Below are 18,315 nucleotides of genomic sequence, written 5' to 3' on the forward strand. Positions count from 1 at the left end.
ATCACGGGCTCTAGGCTCAAAAAAGAACCGGTCTTATACCGTCTATTCAATTATAGCATACGGATTGCCGCTATGAATCTAAACTTTTCATTTATGATGGTGCCCTTAGGCATGTAAGTTTGTATCATTTTCTAAATTTTTTTGCTCGACCTGTCATTTATGACAGTATCCATTTTTTTTGTATTGTGTTACAATATAGGAGAACTTTCAGAACACTCACGTTTATTCATCCAAAGGAGGAAGAAGCATGGGACTCATCCAAGCAGCAGTTGGCTCTGTCGGCGGCGTGCTCGCCGACCAGTGGAAGGAATATTTCTACTGCGACAGCCTTGACAAGGATTCGCTCGTTGCAAAGGGGCAGAAGCGCGTCAGCGGCCGCAGCTCCAATACGAGCGCGACGGACAACATCATCACGAACGGCTCCGTCATCGCGGTCAACGAGGGGCAGTGCATGATTATCGTCGAGCAGGGCAAGGTCGTCGAGATCTGCGCAGAACCCGGCGCGTTCACCTACGACAGCTCGACCGAGCCGACGGTCTTCGGCGGCGACCTCGCGAACGACCTCAAATCCGTACTGAAGAACATCGGCAAGCGTTTCACATTCGGCGGCGATGCGCCCAAGGATCAGCGCATTTACTTCTTCAACACGAAGGAGATCATGGGCAACAAGTACGGGACGGCGCAGTCGATCCAGTTCGAGACCATGATCGGCCAGTATATGCTGAACGTCAACATCCGCTGCTTCGGCGAGTACAGCTACCGCATTGTGAACCCGATCCTCTTCTATACGAATGTCTGCGGCAATGTCGAGGGCGTGTACGAGCGCAGCGAGATCGACTCGCAGCTCAAGAGCGAGCTGCTCACCGCCCTGCAGCCGACGTTCGGGCGCATCGCGGCAAAGGGCATCCGCTACACGCAGCTCATCAACTACACGAAGGACATCCGCAACGAGCTGTCCGCGGAGCTGTCCGACGAGTGGGGCAAGCGGCGCGGCATTGAGATTGTCTCCTTCGGTGTGTCGAGCGTCAAGGCGGACGAAGAGGACGAGAAGCGCATCAAGGAGATCCAGGACAGCGCGATCATGAGCGATCCGAACCTGCGCGCCGGTCGTCTCGCGAGCGCGACGGCAGACGCCATGCGCACCGCCGCCGGCAACGAGGCGGGCATGGGCGGCGCGTTCGGCTTCATGGGCATGGGCATGGCGGGCAATGCCGGCATGAGCGCGATGGGCGCGTTCGGCCCGCAGGGCGGTCCGGCACCGCAGGGCAATCCGCTCGCAGGCGGTGCAGCAGTCGGCGGCATGGCAGCGGGCGGCGCGGCAGCAGGATGGTCATGCTCCTGCGGACAGACGGGCAATACCGGCAAATTCTGTGCGGGCTGCGGCAAGCCGAAGCCTGCTCCGGTGAATACGTGGAACTGTCCCTGCGGGCACACGGGCAACACGGGCAAATTCTGCGCCGAGTGCGGCAAGCCGCAGCCGTCTGCCGAGGGGTGGCAGTGCTCGTGCGGCACAATGAACCAGGGCAGGTTCTGCGCGAACTGCGGCAAACCAAAGCCGGCGGGCGCACCGCTCTATGCGTGCGACAAGTGCGGCTGGAAGCCCGACGATCCCACCCACCCGCCGAAGTTCTGTCCGCAGTGCGGCGACGTGTTTGACGAGAACGACAAGCAGTAAATTTTTCTTTTAAAAGAGAGGTGATTGATATGGCAGATACAAGCGTCAGCTACAAATGCCCCAACTGCGGCGCGCCCCTCTCCTTTTTGCCCGGGCACGACCACGTAACCTGCGAGTACTGCAACACCGAGCTTGACGTTGCAACCGTTGAGTCGCTCTTCCAGAAAGCACAGGAAAAGGCAGCCCTCGCCGCTGAGGCAAAGGAATCGAAGTGGAAGACCGAGGGTGCGGGCAGCGAATGGGATACCGGCGAAGCAGATGCCATGAAGATCCAGACCTGCTCCTCCTGCGGCGCAGAACTCGTCTCCGACGGCAACACCATGGCGACCGAGTGTGCCTACTGCGGCAGCCCGAACATGATCCCAAGCAAGTTTGACGGCATGCTCCGCCCCGACTTCGTCATCCCCTTCCAAAAGACGAAGGAGGACGCCATTGCCGCACTCAAGGAGTTCTACAGCGAGGGTCTCAGGAAATACATCCTCCCGAGCGCATTTACCTCCGAGAACCGCATCAAGGAAATCCAGTCCATGTATGTCCCGTTCTGGCTGTTCGACTCGAAGGTGCGCGCGAGCGCGACCTTCCGCGCCGAGAACGACAGCGTGCGCGAGACCTCGGACGAGATCATCACCGAGACCAGTCACTACAGCTGCGAGCGCAGCGGCTCCATGGCGTTTGAGCGCATCCCCGTCGACGGCAGCGAGCGCATGGACGACAAATACATGGAAAGCATCGAGCCGTTCGACTACAGCGAACTCGTCCCCTTCTCCGCCGCCTACTTCACGGGACACATCGCGGACAAATACGACGTGGACGCAGAGGCGAGCGTCCCGCGTGCCGACAAACGCGTCAACAGAAGCGCTGTCGGGGTTCTCGAGAGCACCGTCAAGGGCTACGACCGCTGCTCTCTCGACGGCGAGGCAAGCGTCATCAAGGAGGACGGCACCGTCAGCTACGCGATGGCACCCGTCTGGATCCTCACGACGAAATATCACGAGAAACCCTACACCTTTATGATGAACGGACAGACCGGCAAGGTCGTCGGCTCCGTCCCCATCGACCGGGCGAAGGTGCTGCTCTACTCCATCATCCCCGCGATCGTGAGCATCCCCATCTTCTACTTCCTCGCGAAGTTCGTTCTGTCGGATTAAGGAGGCGCAGCAATGTTTACGAAAAATAAAAAGAGCCTCAGCGCACTCCTCGCCCTCCTCCTGCTCCTCTGCCTGACCTCCATCGCCCTCGCCGTGCCGAAGCAGGCACCTCCGCCTAAGGCACAACAGGAACAGGGCCTCGAAGCAGCACGCGTCGTCGACGAGGCGGATATCCTCACGGCGGATGAGGAAAAAGCGCTTGACGCAAAACTTGCCGCCGTCGAACAGTCGCATAAGGTACGCATCCTCGTCGGCACGATGAAAGATACGGGCGGCGCAGCACTGGGGAAGGTCGCAAACAATGTCGTCGACCAGATCCCCGGTGAGAACGGCACCATCGTCCTCCTCCTCTCGATGAAGGAGCGCGACTGGTATATCTCCACCGACAACAAGATGCGCACGCGCATCACCGACGGCAAGGGCGTGGACTACCTGGCAGGTGAATTTCTTCCCGATCTGAAGGAGGGCAAGTACGCCGCCGCATTCACCGCATTTGCGGCAACCACGGACGAGATGCTGACCTACTACGAGAAGGAAGGCGAGCCGTACGATCCCGCCAATGCCTTTAACCTCATGGCACTCGGCATCGCTCTCGCGTGTTCGCTCATCCTCGGCGGCACCATCTACTACATGCTGTACGAGTATGAGAGCAACGTCAGGTCCGCCGCCGAGGCGGATGCCTACCTCAATCAGGACAGCTTCCAGCTCACGCGCAGCGAGGATGACTTCCTCTACACCACCGTCACACGTCGGACCAAGGAAAAGAAGGAATCCTCCTCCGGCTCCAATGTCAGCACCTCCAGCAGCGACAGCAGCCACGGCGGCGGCGGCGGGAAGTTTTAGGAGGCAACCCTATAGCAGATACAAGCGTCAGCTACAAATGTCCCAAATGCGGTGCACCGCTCACCTTCCTCCCGGGACACAACAACGTCACCTGTGAGTTCTGCAATACGAACATCAGCATCGCCGAGATGGATGCCCTCTTCGAAAAGAAGCAGGAACAGGCAGCGCAAGCAGCAAAGAAGGCGGAGGAAAAAGAAGCGCAGTGGAACACCGAGAATGCAGGCAGCGCATGGGACGGCGCCGAAACGGCGCACATGATGATCCAGACCTGCTCCTCCTGCGGTGCAGAGCTCGTCTCCGACGGCAACACCATGGCGACCGAGTGCGCCTACTGCGGCGGCCCGGACATGATCCCGCGCCGCTTCGACGGCATGCTGCGCCCCGACTTCATTATCCCGTTCAAGAAGACGAAGGAGGAGGCAGTCGCCGCACTCACGGAGTTCTACAAGGGGAAACGCCTGCTCCCGAAGGAGTTCACCTCCGAGAACCGCATCAAAGAGATCCAGTCCATGTACGTCCCCTTCTGGCTGTTCGACGCGCAGGTAAGCGCCAGCATGGACTTCAGCGCGGAAACGAGGAGTCGGCGTGAGACGGCGGACGAGATCATCATCGAGACCAGCCACTATCGCTGCGAGCGCAGCGGCGAGATGACGTTCCGCGGCATCCCCGTCGACGCGAGCAAACGCATGGACGACAAGTACATGGACAGCATCGAGCCGTTCGACTACAGCGAGCTCCGCCCCTTCTCCGCTGCGTATTTCACGGGACACCTCGCCGACAAATTCGATGTCGATGTCAAGGAATCCCTGCCGCGCGCCGATACGCGCCTCACGGCGAGCGTCATCCACGCGCTGAGCAAAACCGTCAGCGGCTACGACTGAACCGCCCCGAGCGGCAGCTCGAAGATCTGAAAGCAGTCGGGCGATGTCTGCTACGCCATGATGCCCGTCTGGATCCTCACCACGAACTATCAGGGCAAGCCCTACACCTTCATGATGAACGGACAGACCGGCAAATTCGTCGGTGCAGATCTGCCCAAGGATACATTCAAGGAGTATGTCTACCCGCTCATCCCGTCCGCCCTCGTCTTCGCCGTCCTCTTCTGGATCGGCTGCCTCATGTTTGATCTGTAGAGGTGCGGCACATGATGAACAAAACAACCAACGGACGCAGTGCGCTCCTCGCCCTGCTCCTCCTCTGCCTCAGCATTCTCCTCGCCGTCCCCAAGGCGGCGGATGCCTCAGGCACCGGAAACGCACGCGTCATCGACGAGATGAACCTCCTCTCCGATGCCGAGGTGCAAAAACTCGATGCGCAGCTCGCGGCAGTGGAACGGACACACCGCATCCGCATCCTCGCGGCAATCGTCGGTGATTGGAAAGACAAGCCGCTGAAGCCGCTCGCGGAGAACATCATCAAGACCATCGCTCCCGGCGGTGAACATGGCGCAGTCCTGCTCCTCCTCTCGCCCGAAAACAACACCTACTACGTCGCCACCGATGCAAAGCTCAGGACACGCATTACCGACGAGGGCATTGAGCACCTCACGGAGAAATTCCTGCCCGCCTTCGAGAGCAAGAAATACGCCGATATGTTCACGGCATTTGGTCAAGTCGCGGGCGAAATGCTCACCTACTACGAGAAGGAAGGCAAGCCCTTCACCACGGGCGGCGCGCTCAGTGCCGTTGCACGTGCAGTCGCAGCTGGGGGGACACAGACAGGGGATGCGGGACTAGGTGCTTTGCGCGTGATCGACGAGTCCGACCTCATCACCGATGCCGAGGAGCAGGCACTCGACGCGAAGCTCGCCGCCTATGAAGCGGCGCACGGCATCCGCATCCTCATCGGTACGGTCAAGAACACGCACAAACAAGTGCTCGGCAAGGTTGCCAACGGCGTTGTTGACCGCATCGCGGACGGCGGTGCAAACGGCACCATCGTCCTCCTCCTCGCGCCGAAGGACCGCGACTTCTACATCTCCACCGACAACAAGATGCGCACGCGCATCACCGACGACGACGGCATCGAACACCTCGCCGGGCAGTTCGTCCCCTCCCTGAAGGAGAACAAATACGCCGAGGGATTCACCGCATTTGCTGCCACTGTGGACGAGATGGTGACCTACTACGAAAAGGAAGGAAAGCCCTTCAACCCGGATGCCTTCCTGCTCACCATCGTCACCCTCGTCGGCGCGCTGATCCCTGCTGCCATCGTTTACTGGTTCGTCTTTGCCAATCTCTCGGACAGCATGCTCAGTGTGAGGGGCGCCCACGAGGCGGACGACTACGTCGAGCGGGGCAGCTTCCGCCTCACGCACAAAGAGGACGTCTTCCTCCGCACCACAGAGGCCCGTCGGACGAAGTACAAGGAGACCTCCTCCTCCTCGTCCTCCTCGGGTTCCTACATCTCCACCTCCAGCCGCGACGAAAGCCACGGCGGCGGCGGCGGGAAATATTAGGGAAGCGCCGATAAATTCAGCCGCGCCATCTTAGTGCATCTTTTTTGCCCGAACAATGCCTGCAAATCCTCCACATAGCTTTTGCTATGCGTCCGGTCTGCCTCCTTGTTCGGACGAAAAAATCTATGCCAATCTGACGGACTTCATTATTATCAGCGATTCCCTGGAGGTGCCCATGCCCGATACAAGTGTCAGCTACAAATGCCCCAAATGCGGTGCGCCGCTCACCTTCCTCCCCGGACATAGCCACGTCACCTGTGAGTTCTGCGATGCCAAGATCAGCATCGCAGAGATGGATGCCCTCTTCGAAAAGAAGCAGGAAAAGGCAGTGGATGCGGCGGAGAAAAAAGAGGCGCAGTGGAACATCGAGAACGTCTCCGGCACATGGGATGATGCCGAAACGGTGCACATGATGATCCAGACGTGCTCATCCTGCGGTGCAGAGCTCGTCTCCGACGGCAACACCATGGCGACCGAGTGCGCCTACTGCGGCAGCCCGAACATGATCCCGCGCCGCTTCGACGGCATGCTGCGCCCCGATGTCATCATCCCGTTCAAGAAGACGAAGGAGGAGGCAATCGCCGCACTCACCGAGTTCTACAAGGGAAAACGCCTGCTCCCTAAGGAGTTCACCTCCGAGAACCGCATCAAAGAGATCCAGTCCATGTACGTCCCCTTCTGGCTGTTCGACGCACATGTGAACGTCGATGCAAATTTCAATGCGGAGCGCAGGAACACCCGCGAAACAACGAATGAGACCGTCACCGAAACATCCCACTACCGCTGCGAGCGCAGCGGCGAGATGACCTTCCACGGCATCCCCGTCGACGCGAGTGTGCGCATGGACGACTCCTTCATGGACAGCATCGAGCCGTTCGACTACAAGGAGCTCGTTCCCTTCTCCGCCGCATATTTCACAGGGCATCTCGCGGACAAGTACGATGTCGACGTGAAGGAATCCCTGCCGCGTGCCGACAGCCGTCTCGCAGAGAGCGCCTCCTGGGTTCTCGCCACCACGGTCAAGAACTACAGCAACATCACCCCCGAGGGCGCGCCGCTGATCCATAAGGAAGAGGGGAATGTCTGCTATGCGATGCTGCCCGTCTGGATCCTTACCACGAATTACAAGGGAAAGCCGTACACCTTCATGATGAACGGACAGACCGGCAAAGTCGTCAGCTCCTCGCTGCCGCGGGACAAGTTCAAGGAACGCTATTACCCCCTCGTGCCCGCCGTCCTCGTCTTTCTCATCACCTGCTACATCGGCTGGCTGATCTTGGACTGGTAGGAGGTACGGCACATGACAATCGAAAAAAAATCACGATACAGCCCCATTCTCGCCCTGCTCCTCCTCTGTCTCAGCCTTTTCAGCCTCACCGTACCAAGGGCGGCGGATGCCTCTGACATCGGAAACGCACGCGTGATCGACGAGGCGGATCTCCTCACCGATGCCGAGGAGCAGGAACTCGATGCCAGCATCGCCGCCTTTGAAAAAGCGCACGGCGTGCGCATCCTCGTCGGCAACATCAAGGACACGCACGGACAGGTGCTCGGCAAGCTTGCAAATGCGGTCGTCGATCGGATCATGGATGGCGGCGCAAACGGCACGATCGTCTTCCTCGTCGCGCCGAAAGACCGTGATTTCTACGTCTCCACCGACAACAAGATGCGCAAGCGCATCACCGATGAGTACGGCATCGAGTACCTCGCAGACAGCTTCGTCCCCGATCTCAAGGACAACGAATACGGCAAGGCATACACCGCATTTGCCGCCACCGTGGACGAGATGCTGACCTACTACGAGAAGGAGGGCAAACCGTACATCCCCCTCGATCCGTGGGCGATCGTCGGGATTCTCGGCACGGCTCTTCTCCTCGCAGCGATCGTCTATGGTTCAATTTCCTCCTACCTTGAGGAGGGGATGGATACCACCGAGCACGCCTCCGAGGCAGATGACTACCTCTCATACAGCAGTGTCCGCATCACACACAGCAAAGACATCTACATCCGCACCTCAGAATCCCGGCGGGCGAAATACGAGCCAAAAACCTCGTCCTCCGGTTCCCACATCACCACCTCCAGCAGTGACAGCGATCACGGCGGCGGCGGTGGAAAATACTAAAGGAGTGATTATCATGAAAACACGATTCCTCAGCCTTCTCTGCACCGCCCTGTTTGCCGCAGGCATCCTCCTCGGTGCAGCGACAGCATCGGCCCACGGCATGACCTATTGGGAAGCGACACTTGTCCTGGATGATACGGCTACGGGCGAGCAGAATCGACTGGAACCACGCAAAGCCACACTCGCTGATGCCCGCAGGGCTATCGTCCGCGCAGGGCTTGCGGACGACTACCAGGGCAAGGACTTCACGGGCGACGGCATGCGCTTCATCACCTTTACCTTCAACGGTGCCGAGCCCTTCGTCTTCCGCGCCGTCACAGGCGCGAAGGATACGCGCGACGCCGGTGCGCTGACCGTGACGAGCTACGATATCATGGGCAAGAGCGTCCGCACCCTCAGCGGACTCTGTGTCGGAAAGAGCTACGAGGACATCGAGGAGATGTACGGCGAACCCTCCTTCTCCGAGACAAACGAGGATGGGCTCACCGCCTGCACATACGCATTTGATGACAAAGCCGCTACGCTCACCTTCGATATCGACGATGCGGGCATCATTCAGGCAATTCACTTCCGCACCGAGATCTGAGTATTTCTGCACACAAAAAACCACCCGCATTTGAGTGGTTTTTCGTGCTTATGGGAAGCACTGATAAATTCAGCGATTCCTTAATAATTTTCGTCCTATACTCCCGTCGTTCCTGCCAACCGTTCCACCTCTTCCTGCGATAGCTGTGTCGCCTCAGCAATCTGAGAAAGCGTGAGTTTTCCCAAAGCGAGCAACGCCGTAGCCGTCCGGCGAGCCGCCTCGATGCGTCCTTCCACACGTCCTTCCATACGCCCCTCAACACGCCCTTCAGCACGACCTTCCAGAAGCCCCGCCTCACGGCCCTCAATACGCCCCTCTTCCAGCTTCTTCTCTCCAAATTTCTCCATCAGCTCGCACATGGCATTTACCCCCTCTGCTTCTGCCTTAAAGTAATCAGCGCGTTTGGCAAGTTCTTGGTAATTCATCTGCTCCGGGCTCTCACAGAAAAAATCCTGCATAAGCCGTCCGAGCGGAGTGTCTTCACGGTTTGCCCCGTTGACGTAAAGGATATGCGCCCCATCATCAAATGACCGCTGTAACTCTTGGACGATCCTTTCAACATGATAGAGCGGATATCCCGCACCATAGACATCATTTTCCGTGATAAAGATCACCCATGTTGCCGGAAGTTCGGAAAAATCTGCACCTTTTGCCAGCTCTCGCGCATCCATCATACTGCTGTTGTAGCGTGCTCGACATGGCACCGCACCTTCGTTGGCACGCTGAACCTCACAGTTGTAGAGTCGTCCCTCACTGTCCTCCGCCAGCACATCAAAACGCACACCACGTCCATAAAGATTGTCTGCACTCTGCTGCGTAACAACATGCTTGACGACAAGGTCGTCCCGTCCAAAGAAGATACGCAGCAGAAGCTGCATTCCTTCGGTGAAGTTGTCAAAACATACGTTGAAAAACGTATCATCAATCAGGCGGAACTTTTGAATCAACACACCATATTCCGCAGGAACATCCTTCTTGAGCATTCTCACTGTGTCGATCCTCCTCATATTGTTCTACCATCATAGTATGCACTGCACCAAATATTGTCAAGACTGAAAATAGTTCCTGCAATAAAACGAGCTTCCAATCACCGGATCGGACGAATGGAAGCTCTCTTTGCGTCGATAACATAAAGCCAACGAAAGGTATCATGTCGCTCGATATGAATCAGCAGAAACGCCCTTCATCCATAGACAACATCATCCTCCGCATCATCGAATACGTCTTCGTCCGCGTCTTCCTCCGCCTCCTCCATCTCAACCCAATCCGCCGAATCATCCGAGGAGCATTCCTGCTCATCCTCATCCTGCATCACCTTATAGATGCCATAGCCAAGGAGACCTGTTACAAGAAGTGCCGTCGTGATTCCAACCGTTTTCAATGTGCTCATTTCTCTGCCCTCCGCTCCGTTACCGCGTCCGCAGATCCGTCGTGAGTGCCGATATGGCGTTATACGCCACGGCCGTCCCTGCGGCATTCGCCATCCAACCTCGCGCGAACTCCGCGCCAATGCCGATTTTCGCCGCCTCCGTGACCGCGTCCATATTCGCGCCGAAGAAGACGAACTCCCAGCCGTACTTCTCCTTCTGGTGCTCGATCCGCTCCTTGATCTGCGCCGCCGAATACTTGCGGCTGGAGTTCTCCTCCCCGTCCGTGATGATGACAAAGAGCACCTTCTCCGCACGGTAGTCCTCCGCCGTCTGCTTCTGCACCGCACGGATCTTCTCAATCGTGCGCCCGATGGCATCGAGGAGAGCCGTGCCGCCGCCCACACGATAATCCTTCTCCGTCAGCGGCGCAACTGCACGGATGTCTATCCGGTCATGCAGCAGCCGATACTGATTGTCGAACAGCACCGTCGTCACTCGCGCCTCGCCGGCAAGCTCCGCCTGCTCCTTCAGCATGGAGTTGAATCCGCCGATCGTATCCTTCTCAAGCCCCGCCATCGACCCGCTCCGATCGACAATAAACACCAGCTCCGTCAATCCCTTCTTCATGACAAATCCTCCTTCGTCTCGATACCATAACCTGCGGCTTTCGCCTGTCTATGGTTACAGTATAGGGAGGAAGGAGGACATGTTTTGTCTATTTTGATTTTTTGATCCACGCAAAAACTTTTCGGACTCAATCATCGAGATTTTCAAGCACATCCTCACCCAAGAGATCCGCAAGCTTCGCCTTTGCCTGCGCTTTGATCTCGTCTGTGATATAGATCTGGGCGAGTGCAACCGCCGTTGCAACCGCGACGGCATCATCCGCATAGCCAATGCCGGGCATGATATCTGGAATCAGATCAAACGGCGAGATCAGATAACCGAGCGCACCGATGATGCCCGCCTTGATCTTCGGCGGGCAGTTTGGCGACTGCGCCACATAGTAAAGGAGCAGTGCCTGATAGATCACCTTCACACCGATCTTTGCGATGTTCTTGCGAATCTTGTCCCACAGCCCAGACTCAGAGTATTTTTCCTCATACTTCTCAAAGTCCAGATTCTCAATCTCCTCGACTTTGATATCATCATGTGTGCTCATACGATAACCGCCCTTTCAAATAGACCAATCCGATGACACGTTCACAGCAGCTTTCTAAAAAAGCCAATCATGAGAGAGATTCCACCACCTTCACTGCATCCCCCTGACTTCGTAGCCACATATCAATCCCATTTCCATACACCTCGGCGGTAATGCGATACACACCGTTCTCCTGCGAAATAATCTTCGCCGTGGGGAGGCGGTCAAGGACAGCCTCGACGGAGGTGCCGCTGTAGTCGAAGGTGACACGGCGGAGTTCGCCAGCATACATGAACTGGATGCGTTTGCGGAACTCGCCGTCACTGAATTTCTTCCTGCCGTGAATCACGCGGAAGGTCGCGCCCGTCGGCTCGAAACGTACGATTCGATCGATGCGGAAGATGGTCGGGAACTCCTTGCGCCCGTCTGCCAGATAGGCGATGAGATAAAAGTAATACTCGGAGAACATGATGGCGACGGGGTTCACATCGTGCATGCGTTCCGTGCCGTCCTGACGGCAATAGGAAATGCGGATGGTTTGCTGTGCCGTCATGTGCTGCGAGAGTTCCCAGATCGCAGAGAGCAGTTTTTTCCCGTGGCGCAGCGGGACATAGTAATGCCGCTCGCTGCGGATCAGCTTCCCGACCTGTGCGCGATCCTGCGGTGCGGTCTGTCGCAGCATCTTCTTTAGGAGAGCGTCGAGCTCCTCCTTGCAGAAGGCACGGCTCTCAAGGAGGATCTTGCAGACGGCAAGCACATTCTCATTCGTCAGCCACTCGCTCGCGGCGCGCGTGAGCAGATAGCCGCCGCGATTTCGGTCATAAACGATGGATGCCTCGCCCTCATCGACGCGCGTATCTGCAAGATAGGCGCGCAGCTCCTCGATGTCGCGCTGAATGGTCTTGTCCGTAACGGCAAATTTTTGCGCGAGTTCCGCCTTGCGGACGATCTCACCCCGACTCAGCCGCTCATAGAGACTCAGCAGTCGAAAGCCCTTGTTCTCTCTGTAGTCAAGCTCCACGATCTCCCCTCGTTTCACGTTCATTTCTCGGTCGCATCATCGCTGCTCGTATCCAGAAAGGCCATCGTTCCAACGACGATTACGACCATTGCAAGAAAAATCAGTACACCCATGACACCGAACATGTCATATATCGAGTAAAACAGTGCCATGATCGGTATAACGATCAAGTTCAAAATGATTGCCATATCGCCACTCCATTCTATCGCAAAAGAAAATTTCCAGTGAGAGGATTCTCTGATCTATTACTATCATAATCCTTTGCATGGACATATTGTGGGATGGATAACATTATTTGCAAATCGTCAACGAACTTTCAATATAATCAAATTATAACATAAAAAAAGTCGTGTTCCTAATAATTCTTTACGTAAAAAATACCTTCCGGATGCCAAATATGACAAATGGAAGCTCTCTTTTGCGTCCTTGGGACATTACCCTCCAACATCAACCTCAATCCCACCCTTGAAAACAACGACTGCCGCTCCGCCCTCCTTAACCACAATGTGCTCGAGCAGCCCACTCCATAGCTCCTCGTCAAACTCGACTTGTTCTCCGTTGATACCATATACCACTTGAATCATGGTCTCCAAGGTCTTTCTCTTGCTCTCCCTCTCGGCAATTCGCTCGTCCAACCTCGCCAGATGCCCCTGCTTTTCCACATAGAGTGCGCGAATCTCATTTTCCTGTTTCAGATATGCCGTCTGATCCTGTGCCACCCGTGCGTTTTCGCGAATCAGTGTTTCAAGCTGTTCTGCCAAAACGCCGAGCTCCTGCTCTACGCTATCGTGCTCCTCCATCAACTCCCCTGTTTGACAAACGCCGTCAATAAAGGAGCGGAGTTCTGTAATCACGTTCTCTTTGACTTCCATCAAGGAGTTCAGTGCCTTGACGAAAATCTGTTTGATCTCCTCCTCGGTCAGATGCCTTGTACTGCACGGCTTCCCTTTGTGGGCATATTTCTTGTTGCAGCGGTAGATGACCCTGCGGTACTTATCTGTGGAGTGCCACACTTTCGCCCCGTACCATGCGCCGCAGCAGCCGCATTTGATCTTGTTCGCGAAAATACTCACGCTGCTGTGTTTTCCGTTCTGCTCTCTACGTTTTATCTCCAGCTGCACAAAGTCGAATAAGTCCGGAGAGATAATTGCCTCGTGGTGCTCTTCCACATAGCACTGCGGAATCTCACCCGTATTCTTCCGTCTCGTCTTATCGAGGAAGTCCGCCGTATACTCCTTCTGAATCAACGCATCGCCACGATACTTCTCGTTGGTAAGAATGGAGCGCACCGTAGAAATGTACCACTTGTTCTTTCCCGACGGGGATTTGATTCCCCGCTTCTCCAACTCCTTGGTGATGGCATAGAAGGATCGACCTCCAACGAATAGCTTGTAGATGAGCCTTACGATTTTCGCCTGTTCTTCGTTGATTTTGAAATCCTTGTCATAGCCTAGAAACGCACTGTAGCCCACACTGGTCTTGCCCTCGGCGAACTGCTTGCGCTTGCCCCATGTGGTGTTCTCCGAGATGCTGCGGCTTCCTCCTGAGCCAGGCTGGACATAATCGTGATAAGGAGTTCCGTCTTACCCCTAATTTTGATACAATCTAACGATGCACCCCCTATACCCGATTAACGATGCACCCCCTTGCACCCCCCTGCCTATCGTTAAGCGAGTATCATTCATGAAGCCGCATAAATCAAGGCTTCTCGGCATAGCAAAAGGGGGGTGCATTTGCACCCCCCTAAGTCGAGATTTTGCACCCCCTAGCGGCAAAACCAGACACGAAAATCTAAAAATTAGTCATTGAAGCCACGTTTCCTAATGACTTTTTGTAGTAGGGCTTCTCATCATACATAGACAACATCATCCTCGTAGTCATCACCTACTTCCTCATCATCCTCCATCTCATCCAAATCCGTCAAATCATCCGAGGCGCATGCCTGCTCGTCCTCATCCTCCATCGCCTTGTAGATGCCATAACCAAGGAGACCTGTTGCAAAAACTGCCACCGCAATTCCGACCGTTCTCAACGTGCTCATTCGTAATGCCCCCTATCCTTAGCGCATCCGAAACGCCGCTGTCATCGCCGACATATCGTTATATGCAATCGCTGTCCCTGCGGCGTTCGCCATCCACCCCCGCGCGAACTCAGCTCCAATGCCAATCTTCGCCGCCTCCATGACCGCATCCATATTCGCTCCGAAGAAGACAAACTCCCATCCGTGCTTTTCCTTCTGATGTTCGATTCGTTCCTTGATCTGCGCTGCCGAATACTTGTGACTGGAGTTTTCCTCTCCGTCCGTGATGATGACAAAGAGCACCTTCTCCGCACGGTAGTCCTCTGCCGTCTGCTTCTGCACCGCACGAATCTTCTCAATCGTACGCCCGATTGCATCGAGGAGCGCCGTGCCGCCGCCCACACGATAATCCTTCTCCGAGAGCGGCGCAACCGCACGGATGTCGATGCGGTCATGCAGCAGACGGTACTGATTGTCGAACAGCACCGTCGTCACACGCGCCTCACCTTCAAGTTCCGCCTGCTCCTTCAGCATTGCGTTGAATCCGCCGATCGTATCCTTCTCGAGTCCCGACATCGACCCGCTCCGATCGACGATGAACACCAGCTCCGTCAATCCCTTCTTCATAAAAAATCCTCCTTCATCTCTATACCAAACCTGTGGCTTTCGCCTGACTATGGTTATAGTATAGGGAAGAAGAAGGATATATAGTGTCTATCAGATGTGTAAATTGTAAATTTTCTTGTTTACTTTTCTATTGAAGCTCTAAAATCTTCGCCTCTGATAATCGTCAGTTCCTCACAAGAAGACTTCTTAATTTGAGAGCTATGCCTCGCACACACAATACATCACAACTATACTAATCCCATCGGGATCGCCAATCAGTTTATGCTCTTCTGTTAGCTGTTCAAGACCGGTCAAATTATCTCCGAACTCTTCCGCCAGCTTTTGCTCCATTGCATCGAGATCAAAGGATTCCTATTCATATTCATCCACTGTTATTACTGCATTTTCTTTGTCATTCATTATGAACGCTCCATTTTAATAAATCTGCATACATCAAAATAAGACACACTATTCCTCAATTACATGTACCCGGTCCCCCTGACTCCGCAGCCACATATCAATCCCGTTGCCGTAGACCTCAGCGGCAATTCGATACACACCGTTCTCCTCCGAAATAATCTTCGCCGTGGGAAGGCGGTCGAGGACGGCTTCGACCGAGGTGCCGCTGTAGTCGAAGGTGACGCAGCGGAGTTCACCTGCGTACATAAACTGGATACGCTTACGAAACTCTCCGTCACTGAATCTTTTTTTGTGAATCACGCGGAAGGTCTCACCTGTCGGCTCGAATTTCATGACGCGGTCGATGCGGAAAATGGTTGGGAACTCTTTGCGCCCGTCCGCCAGATAGGCGATGAGATAAAAGTAATACTCGGAGAACATGATGGCGACGGGATTCACCTCATGCACGCGCTCCGCGCCGTCCTGACGGCAGTAGGAAATGCGTATCGTATGCTGTGCCGTCATGTGCTGCGAGAGTTCCCAGATCGCGGAGAGCAGTTTTTTCCCGTGGCGCAGCGGGACATAGTAATGCCGCTCGCTGCGGATCAGCTTCCCGACCTGCGCGCGATCCTGCGGCGCGGTCTGCCGCAGCAGCTTCTTGAGGAGGGCATCGAGCTCCTCCTTGCAGAACGCGCGGCTCTCAAGGAGGATCTTGCAGACGGCGAGCACATCCTCATTCGTCAGCCACTCACTTGCCGCATGCGTGAGCAGATAGCCGCCTCTTGCACGATCATAGACAACGGATGCCTCGCCCTCATCGGTACGCGTCTCCGCGAGATAGGCGCGCAGCTCCTCGATGTCGCGCTGGATGGTCTTGTCCGTCACGGCAAATTTCTGCGCCAGCTCCGCCTTGCTGACGACCTCGCCCCGACTCAGCCGCTCGTACAGCTGCAGCAGACGAAAGCCCTTGTTCTCTTTGTAGTCAAGCTCCACAGCCTCACCTCATCCGTACTATTTCTTCCTCAAATGCCAATCCCAACAACCATCCCAATCTCCATCCACATATCCCAGATGGTGTAGCAGACGAAACAACCAACACCGCCCCGCAAAAAAGAGAAAGACCATAAGCAACGCTGCAGGGATGCCAACAACAACAAACAAAATAGTCGCAATAGGATCCGTCACCAATCCATAGAGGAGCAAAATCACTGCACCTATTATCGGTCCAATAACAAAGATACCTGCGATGTAGCCCATACCATTCGCCTCCCATTCAAGTCATCCACTGTAAGCTCATCATAGTAATCGACATGGACAGACCATGGGTAAGATAATGTTGTTTTTTCATGTGAACATAAAGTTGTTTATCTATTTTTTTATTTGTTTCCCGATTATTATGGTATAAGGAATATCAATCATACAAGATTATTCTCACATAATACAAAACCATCGCACATTCTTTTTCAAAGGTGGAATAATTTATAGGCATAACCGATGTCTTGGATGCTTGGAGTATTACACAAAGAAGCTGTATATCTGCGCGAAGCACAATGGGGGTTCAAAGACATATCTGCGGCAACCTTCACGCGGATGAAAGAAGATGCAAAGATACAACAGAACACGGTAGCGTGACATCTCGCACCACTAGAAGATTCAGCATAAAGGTAAGCGAAATAAAAACGAAACAGCGGGACACGAATATGGGCGAACACATAAGGCGCCTGTATCCGTGTCCTCTTTTTCCGTTGTTCTGAGAAGGTTTTCCTCTGTTTTTTGAAATTGTCCTCCCCTATACCCCTATTTTTATAGGTACAAGTAGCGCAGAAACTTCAAGCCCGCTTACGGCAAAGGTCAAGATAGTCGGAGATGCTGTCACAGATTTTCGTCCACCGATCCCGCTGCAGGAGGTATACCTCCCCCGCCTCATTGACGATTGCTTTTTTCGCATCCACTGCTAAATCTTCGAGGACGAAGAAGCCACGTGGAAACGCAGGATTCACCGACTGCTCCGCCTTCGTCGCCACAACCGTGTTGAGTCGGCCCTCAATGTTCAGCCCCGTCCACTCTGTTGCCATGAAGTCAATGCAGCCGAAGGCTTTCACATAGTTCATGTACTCCTCGGGAAAGGTCAGATTCAGAGCCTCCTGAGCCTCCTTGATCTGCTGATTCGTACAGCCCTTGATTGCCTCAAGTTCGGGAATCTCCCTCATCTTTGCAACGATATCACTCATGATACAGTCCTCCTTACTGCGTCGCACGATCTTTCCAATGATCGGCTCGTTCCTGATTCCATGTGCTTCCTTCGCCATGAACCTCGGTTTCAACCCCCTTATTATGAAGGATAGTGTCGTTGCCGTTGCAGCGATGCTCCTCAAAGGTCAGCTCGGCAAGCGGAGAATCCGCATGCTGTCCGATATGGTGCAGTTCAATGGGCTTGCCGTTCTCGTCCAGCGGGGAAAGTCCGCGCTCGACGCGTTCACGGTTCGTCCGTCCCTTCTCATCCACCTGATCCCAGTTGATATCTGTGCGGACGAGGCATTTCTTCCCATCCACCTCCGCCTCGACCAGCCCCGCTTTCTTGTAGATCTCATATTCCTCCATGCTTCCGATGGCATCAACGATCTCATCCGACCACCCTGTTTCATCCTTGATCCGCTGCTTCTCCTCATCTGTCAGCGAACGAATTTCCCCCTTCGTCTCACTAGGCGCTTCATATTCGCCCTGCCGCAGGATTTTCTCCATCCGAAGCTGCAGTTGCTCCGGTGAAAGCGTCCTGATGTCCTCCATTTTCTCCGCGAGCGGGCCACGCTCTTCATGAATGTGGATATTATCCAAACGCTTCCCCCAAGACTCTATGTCCTTTTTTGCCGCCTCTGCTACGACGCGCCCCTTCTCGGCGATTGCTGCAGCGATTTCCTGAACCATC

At 55.1% G+C, this 18,315-nt stretch carries 21 protein-coding genes and 1 pseudogene; 9 read left to right on the forward strand and 13 right to left on the reverse strand.

The features are described 5' to 3' along the window. Positions 1 to 247: 247 nt before the first annotated feature. The 9 genes from C8273_RS00005 to C8273_RS00045 all read left to right on the forward strand — a co-directional run bounded on the left by C8273_RS00005 (position 248) and on the right by C8273_RS00045 (position 8,832). Entirely contained in the window at positions 248 to 1,675 is a 1,428-nt protein-coding gene (locus C8273_RS00005) for an SPFH domain-containing protein (RefSeq protein WP_106625858.1), read from the forward strand. 29 nt (positions 1,676 to 1,704) lie between these two features. Then, positions 1,705 to 2,823, forward strand: a complete 1,119-nt coding sequence (locus tag C8273_RS00010) for a hypothetical protein (RefSeq protein ID WP_106625859.1) — start codon at positions 1,705 to 1,707, stop codon at positions 2,821 to 2,823. Positions 2,824 to 2,835: 12 nt separating this feature from the next. Continuing rightward, positions 2,836 to 3,666 carry a TPM domain-containing protein gene (locus C8273_RS00015; RefSeq protein ID WP_106625860.1) on the forward strand — a complete coding sequence of 277 codons (831 nt, stop codon included), beginning with the start codon at positions 2,836 to 2,838 and terminating at the stop codon, positions 3,664 to 3,666. A gap of 128 nt (positions 3,667 to 3,794) precedes the next feature. Continuing rightward, a complete protein-coding gene (locus tag C8273_RS00020; protein WP_234343734.1) occupies positions 3,795 to 4,547 on the forward strand; it encodes a hypothetical protein in 753 nt (250 codons plus the stop codon). A 60-nt stretch (positions 4,548 to 4,607) separates the two neighbouring features. After that, the gene (locus tag C8273_RS12765) at positions 4,608 to 4,799 is read left to right on the forward strand and encodes a hypothetical protein (RefSeq protein ID WP_234343735.1); all 192 of its coding nucleotides are present in this window, start codon (positions 4,608 to 4,610) and stop codon (positions 4,797 to 4,799) included. Positions 4,800 to 4,810: 11 nt separating this feature from the next. Beyond that, positions 4,811 to 6,124 carry a TPM domain-containing protein gene (locus C8273_RS00025; RefSeq protein WP_106625861.1) on the forward strand — a complete coding sequence of 438 codons (1,314 nt, stop codon included), beginning with the start codon at positions 4,811 to 4,813 and terminating at the stop codon, positions 6,122 to 6,124. Between the two features lie 175 nt (positions 6,125 to 6,299). Then, the gene (locus tag C8273_RS00035; protein ID WP_106625862.1) at positions 6,300 to 7,412 is read left to right on the forward strand and encodes a hypothetical protein; all 1,113 of its coding nucleotides are present in this window, start codon (positions 6,300 to 6,302) and stop codon (positions 7,410 to 7,412) included. Between the two features lie 12 nt (positions 7,413 to 7,424). Beyond that, positions 7,425 to 8,246, forward strand: a complete 822-nt coding sequence (locus C8273_RS00040) for a TPM domain-containing protein (RefSeq protein ID WP_106625863.1) — start codon at positions 7,425 to 7,427, stop codon at positions 8,244 to 8,246. 13 nt (positions 8,247 to 8,259) lie between these two features. Then, positions 8,260 to 8,832, forward strand: a complete 573-nt coding sequence (locus C8273_RS00045) for a hypothetical protein (RefSeq protein WP_106625864.1) — start codon at positions 8,260 to 8,262, stop codon at positions 8,830 to 8,832. 95 nt (positions 8,833 to 8,927) lie between these two features. On the opposite strand, the gene C8273_RS00050 is transcribed toward C8273_RS00045, so the two are convergent. The 13 genes and pseudogenes from C8273_RS00050 to C8273_RS00105 form a co-directional block, all read right to left on the reverse strand. Next, positions 8,928 to 9,821, reverse strand: coding sequence for an Rpn family recombination-promoting nuclease/putative transposase (locus tag C8273_RS00050; protein ID WP_106625865.1), 894 nt, complete (start codon positions 9,819 to 9,821; stop codon positions 8,928 to 8,930). A gap of 194 nt (positions 9,822 to 10,015) precedes the next feature. Next, positions 10,016 to 10,222, reverse strand: coding sequence for a hypothetical protein (locus C8273_RS00055; RefSeq protein ID WP_106625866.1), 207 nt, complete (start codon positions 10,220 to 10,222; stop codon positions 10,016 to 10,018). 19 nt (positions 10,223 to 10,241) lie between these two features. Then, positions 10,242 to 10,829, reverse strand: a complete 588-nt coding sequence (locus C8273_RS00060; protein ID WP_106625867.1) for a vWA domain-containing protein — start codon at positions 10,827 to 10,829, stop codon at positions 10,242 to 10,244. Between the two features lie 127 nt (positions 10,830 to 10,956). After that, entirely contained in the window at positions 10,957 to 11,364 is a 408-nt protein-coding gene (locus tag C8273_RS00065) for a YkvA family protein (protein WP_106625868.1), read from the reverse strand. A 67-nt stretch (positions 11,365 to 11,431) separates the two neighbouring features. Continuing rightward, positions 11,432 to 12,388: a helix-turn-helix transcriptional regulator gene (locus C8273_RS00070; RefSeq protein WP_234343736.1), complete on the reverse strand. Its 957-nt coding sequence runs from the start codon at positions 12,386 to 12,388 to the stop codon at positions 11,432 to 11,434. Continuing rightward, positions 12,385 to 12,552 (reverse strand): hypothetical protein, encoded by a 168-nt coding sequence (locus tag C8273_RS12590; protein ID WP_234343737.1) that lies wholly within the window; start codon positions 12,550 to 12,552, stop codon positions 12,385 to 12,387. The genes C8273_RS00070 and C8273_RS12590 overlap by 4 nt, the downstream gene beginning before the upstream one ends. A 246-nt stretch (positions 12,553 to 12,798) precedes the next feature. After that, positions 12,799 to 13,943 (reverse strand): annotated as a pseudogene (locus C8273_RS00075) (recombinase family protein); the annotation flags it as partial. A 270-nt stretch (positions 13,944 to 14,213) separates the two neighbouring features. Further along, positions 14,214 to 14,405: a hypothetical protein gene (locus C8273_RS00080; protein WP_106625869.1), complete on the reverse strand. Its 192-nt coding sequence runs from the start codon at positions 14,403 to 14,405 to the stop codon at positions 14,214 to 14,216. 18 nt (positions 14,406 to 14,423) lie between these two features. Further along, complete coding sequence (locus C8273_RS00085) at positions 14,424 to 15,011, reverse strand: vWA domain-containing protein (RefSeq protein WP_234343739.1); 588 nt, start codon at positions 15,009 to 15,011, stop codon at positions 14,424 to 14,426. Between the two features lie 447 nt (positions 15,012 to 15,458). Further along, a complete protein-coding gene (locus tag C8273_RS00090; protein WP_106625870.1) occupies positions 15,459 to 16,382 on the reverse strand; it encodes a helix-turn-helix transcriptional regulator in 924 nt (307 codons plus the stop codon). 18 nt (positions 16,383 to 16,400) lie between these two features. Further along, complete coding sequence (locus C8273_RS00095; RefSeq protein WP_106625871.1) at positions 16,401 to 16,646, reverse strand: hypothetical protein; 246 nt, start codon at positions 16,644 to 16,646, stop codon at positions 16,401 to 16,403. 572 nt (positions 16,647 to 17,218) lie between these two features. Further along, positions 17,219 to 17,620, reverse strand: a complete 402-nt coding sequence (locus tag C8273_RS00100; RefSeq protein ID WP_106625872.1) for an SMI1/KNR4 family protein — start codon at positions 17,618 to 17,620, stop codon at positions 17,219 to 17,221. A gap of 13 nt (positions 17,621 to 17,633) precedes the next feature. After that, on the reverse strand, positions 17,634 to 18,314 hold the full coding sequence (locus C8273_RS00105) for an HNH/ENDO VII family nuclease (protein WP_106625873.1): 681 nt from the start codon (positions 18,312 to 18,314) through the stop codon (positions 17,634 to 17,636). Position 18,315 lies beyond the last annotated feature (1 nt).

It is taken from the genome of Candidatus Centipeda massiliensis (genome assembly GCF_900290285.1).
Taxonomy (GTDB): domain Bacteria; phylum Bacillota; class Negativicutes; order Selenomonadales; family Selenomonadaceae; genus Centipeda; species Centipeda massiliensis.

What these genes read in the sequence shown, in the direction of transcription:
- C8273_RS00085 (WP_234343739.1), bottom strand. Translation starts at nt 15,011, where the DNA reads ATGAAGAAGGGATTGACGGAGCTGGTGTTCATCGTCGATCGGAGCGGG.
- C8273_RS00025 (WP_106625861.1), top strand. Translation starts at nt 4,811, where the DNA reads ATGATGAACAAAACAACCAACGGACGCAGTGCGCTCCTCGCCCTGCTC.
- C8273_RS00040 (WP_106625863.1), top strand. Translation starts at nt 7,425, where the DNA reads ATGACAATCGAAAAAAAATCACGATACAGCCCCATTCTCGCCCTGCTC.
- C8273_RS00055 (WP_106625866.1), bottom strand. Translation starts at nt 10,222, where the DNA reads ATGAGCACATTGAAAACGGTTGGAATCACGACGGCACTTCTTGTAACA.
- C8273_RS00070 (WP_234343736.1), bottom strand. Translation starts at nt 12,388, where the DNA reads ATGAACGTGAAACGAGGGGAGATCGTGGAGCTTGACTACAGAGAGAAC.
- C8273_RS00020 (WP_234343734.1), top strand. Translation starts at nt 3,795, where the DNA reads ATGGATGCCCTCTTCGAAAAGAAGCAGGAACAGGCAGCGCAAGCAGCA.
- C8273_RS00095 (WP_106625871.1), bottom strand. Translation starts at nt 16,646, where the DNA reads ATGGGCTACATCGCAGGTATCTTTGTTATTGGACCGATAATAGGTGCA.
- C8273_RS00065 (WP_106625868.1), bottom strand. Translation starts at nt 11,364, where the DNA reads ATGAGCACACATGATGATATCAAAGTCGAGGAGATTGAGAATCTGGAC.
- C8273_RS12590 (WP_234343737.1), bottom strand. Translation starts at nt 12,552, where the DNA reads ATGGCAATCATTTTGAACTTGATCGTTATACCGATCATGGCACTGTTT.
- C8273_RS00005 (WP_106625858.1), top strand. Translation starts at nt 248, where the DNA reads ATGGGACTCATCCAAGCAGCAGTTGGCTCTGTCGGCGGCGTGCTCGCC.
- C8273_RS12765 (WP_234343735.1), top strand. Translation starts at nt 4,608, where the DNA reads ATGCCCGTCTGGATCCTCACCACGAACTATCAGGGCAAGCCCTACACC.
- C8273_RS00010 (WP_106625859.1), top strand. Translation starts at nt 1,705, where the DNA reads ATGGCAGATACAAGCGTCAGCTACAAATGCCCCAACTGCGGCGCGCCC.
- C8273_RS00105 (WP_106625873.1), bottom strand. Translation starts at nt 18,314, where the DNA reads ATGGTTCAGGAAATCGCTGCAGCAATCGCCGAGAAGGGGCGCGTCGTA.
- C8273_RS00060 (WP_106625867.1), bottom strand. Translation starts at nt 10,829, where the DNA reads ATGAAGAAGGGATTGACGGAGCTGGTGTTTATTGTCGATCGGAGCGGG.
- C8273_RS00035 (WP_106625862.1), top strand. Translation starts at nt 6,300, where the DNA reads ATGCCCGATACAAGTGTCAGCTACAAATGCCCCAAATGCGGTGCGCCG.
- C8273_RS00015 (WP_106625860.1), top strand. Translation starts at nt 2,836, where the DNA reads ATGTTTACGAAAAATAAAAAGAGCCTCAGCGCACTCCTCGCCCTCCTC.
- C8273_RS00080 (WP_106625869.1), bottom strand. Translation starts at nt 14,405, where the DNA reads ATGAGCACGTTGAGAACGGTCGGAATTGCGGTGGCAGTTTTTGCAACA.
- C8273_RS00045 (WP_106625864.1), top strand. Translation starts at nt 8,260, where the DNA reads ATGAAAACACGATTCCTCAGCCTTCTCTGCACCGCCCTGTTTGCCGCA.
- C8273_RS00100 (WP_106625872.1), bottom strand. Translation starts at nt 17,620, where the DNA reads ATGAGTGATATCGTTGCAAAGATGAGGGAGATTCCCGAACTTGAGGCA.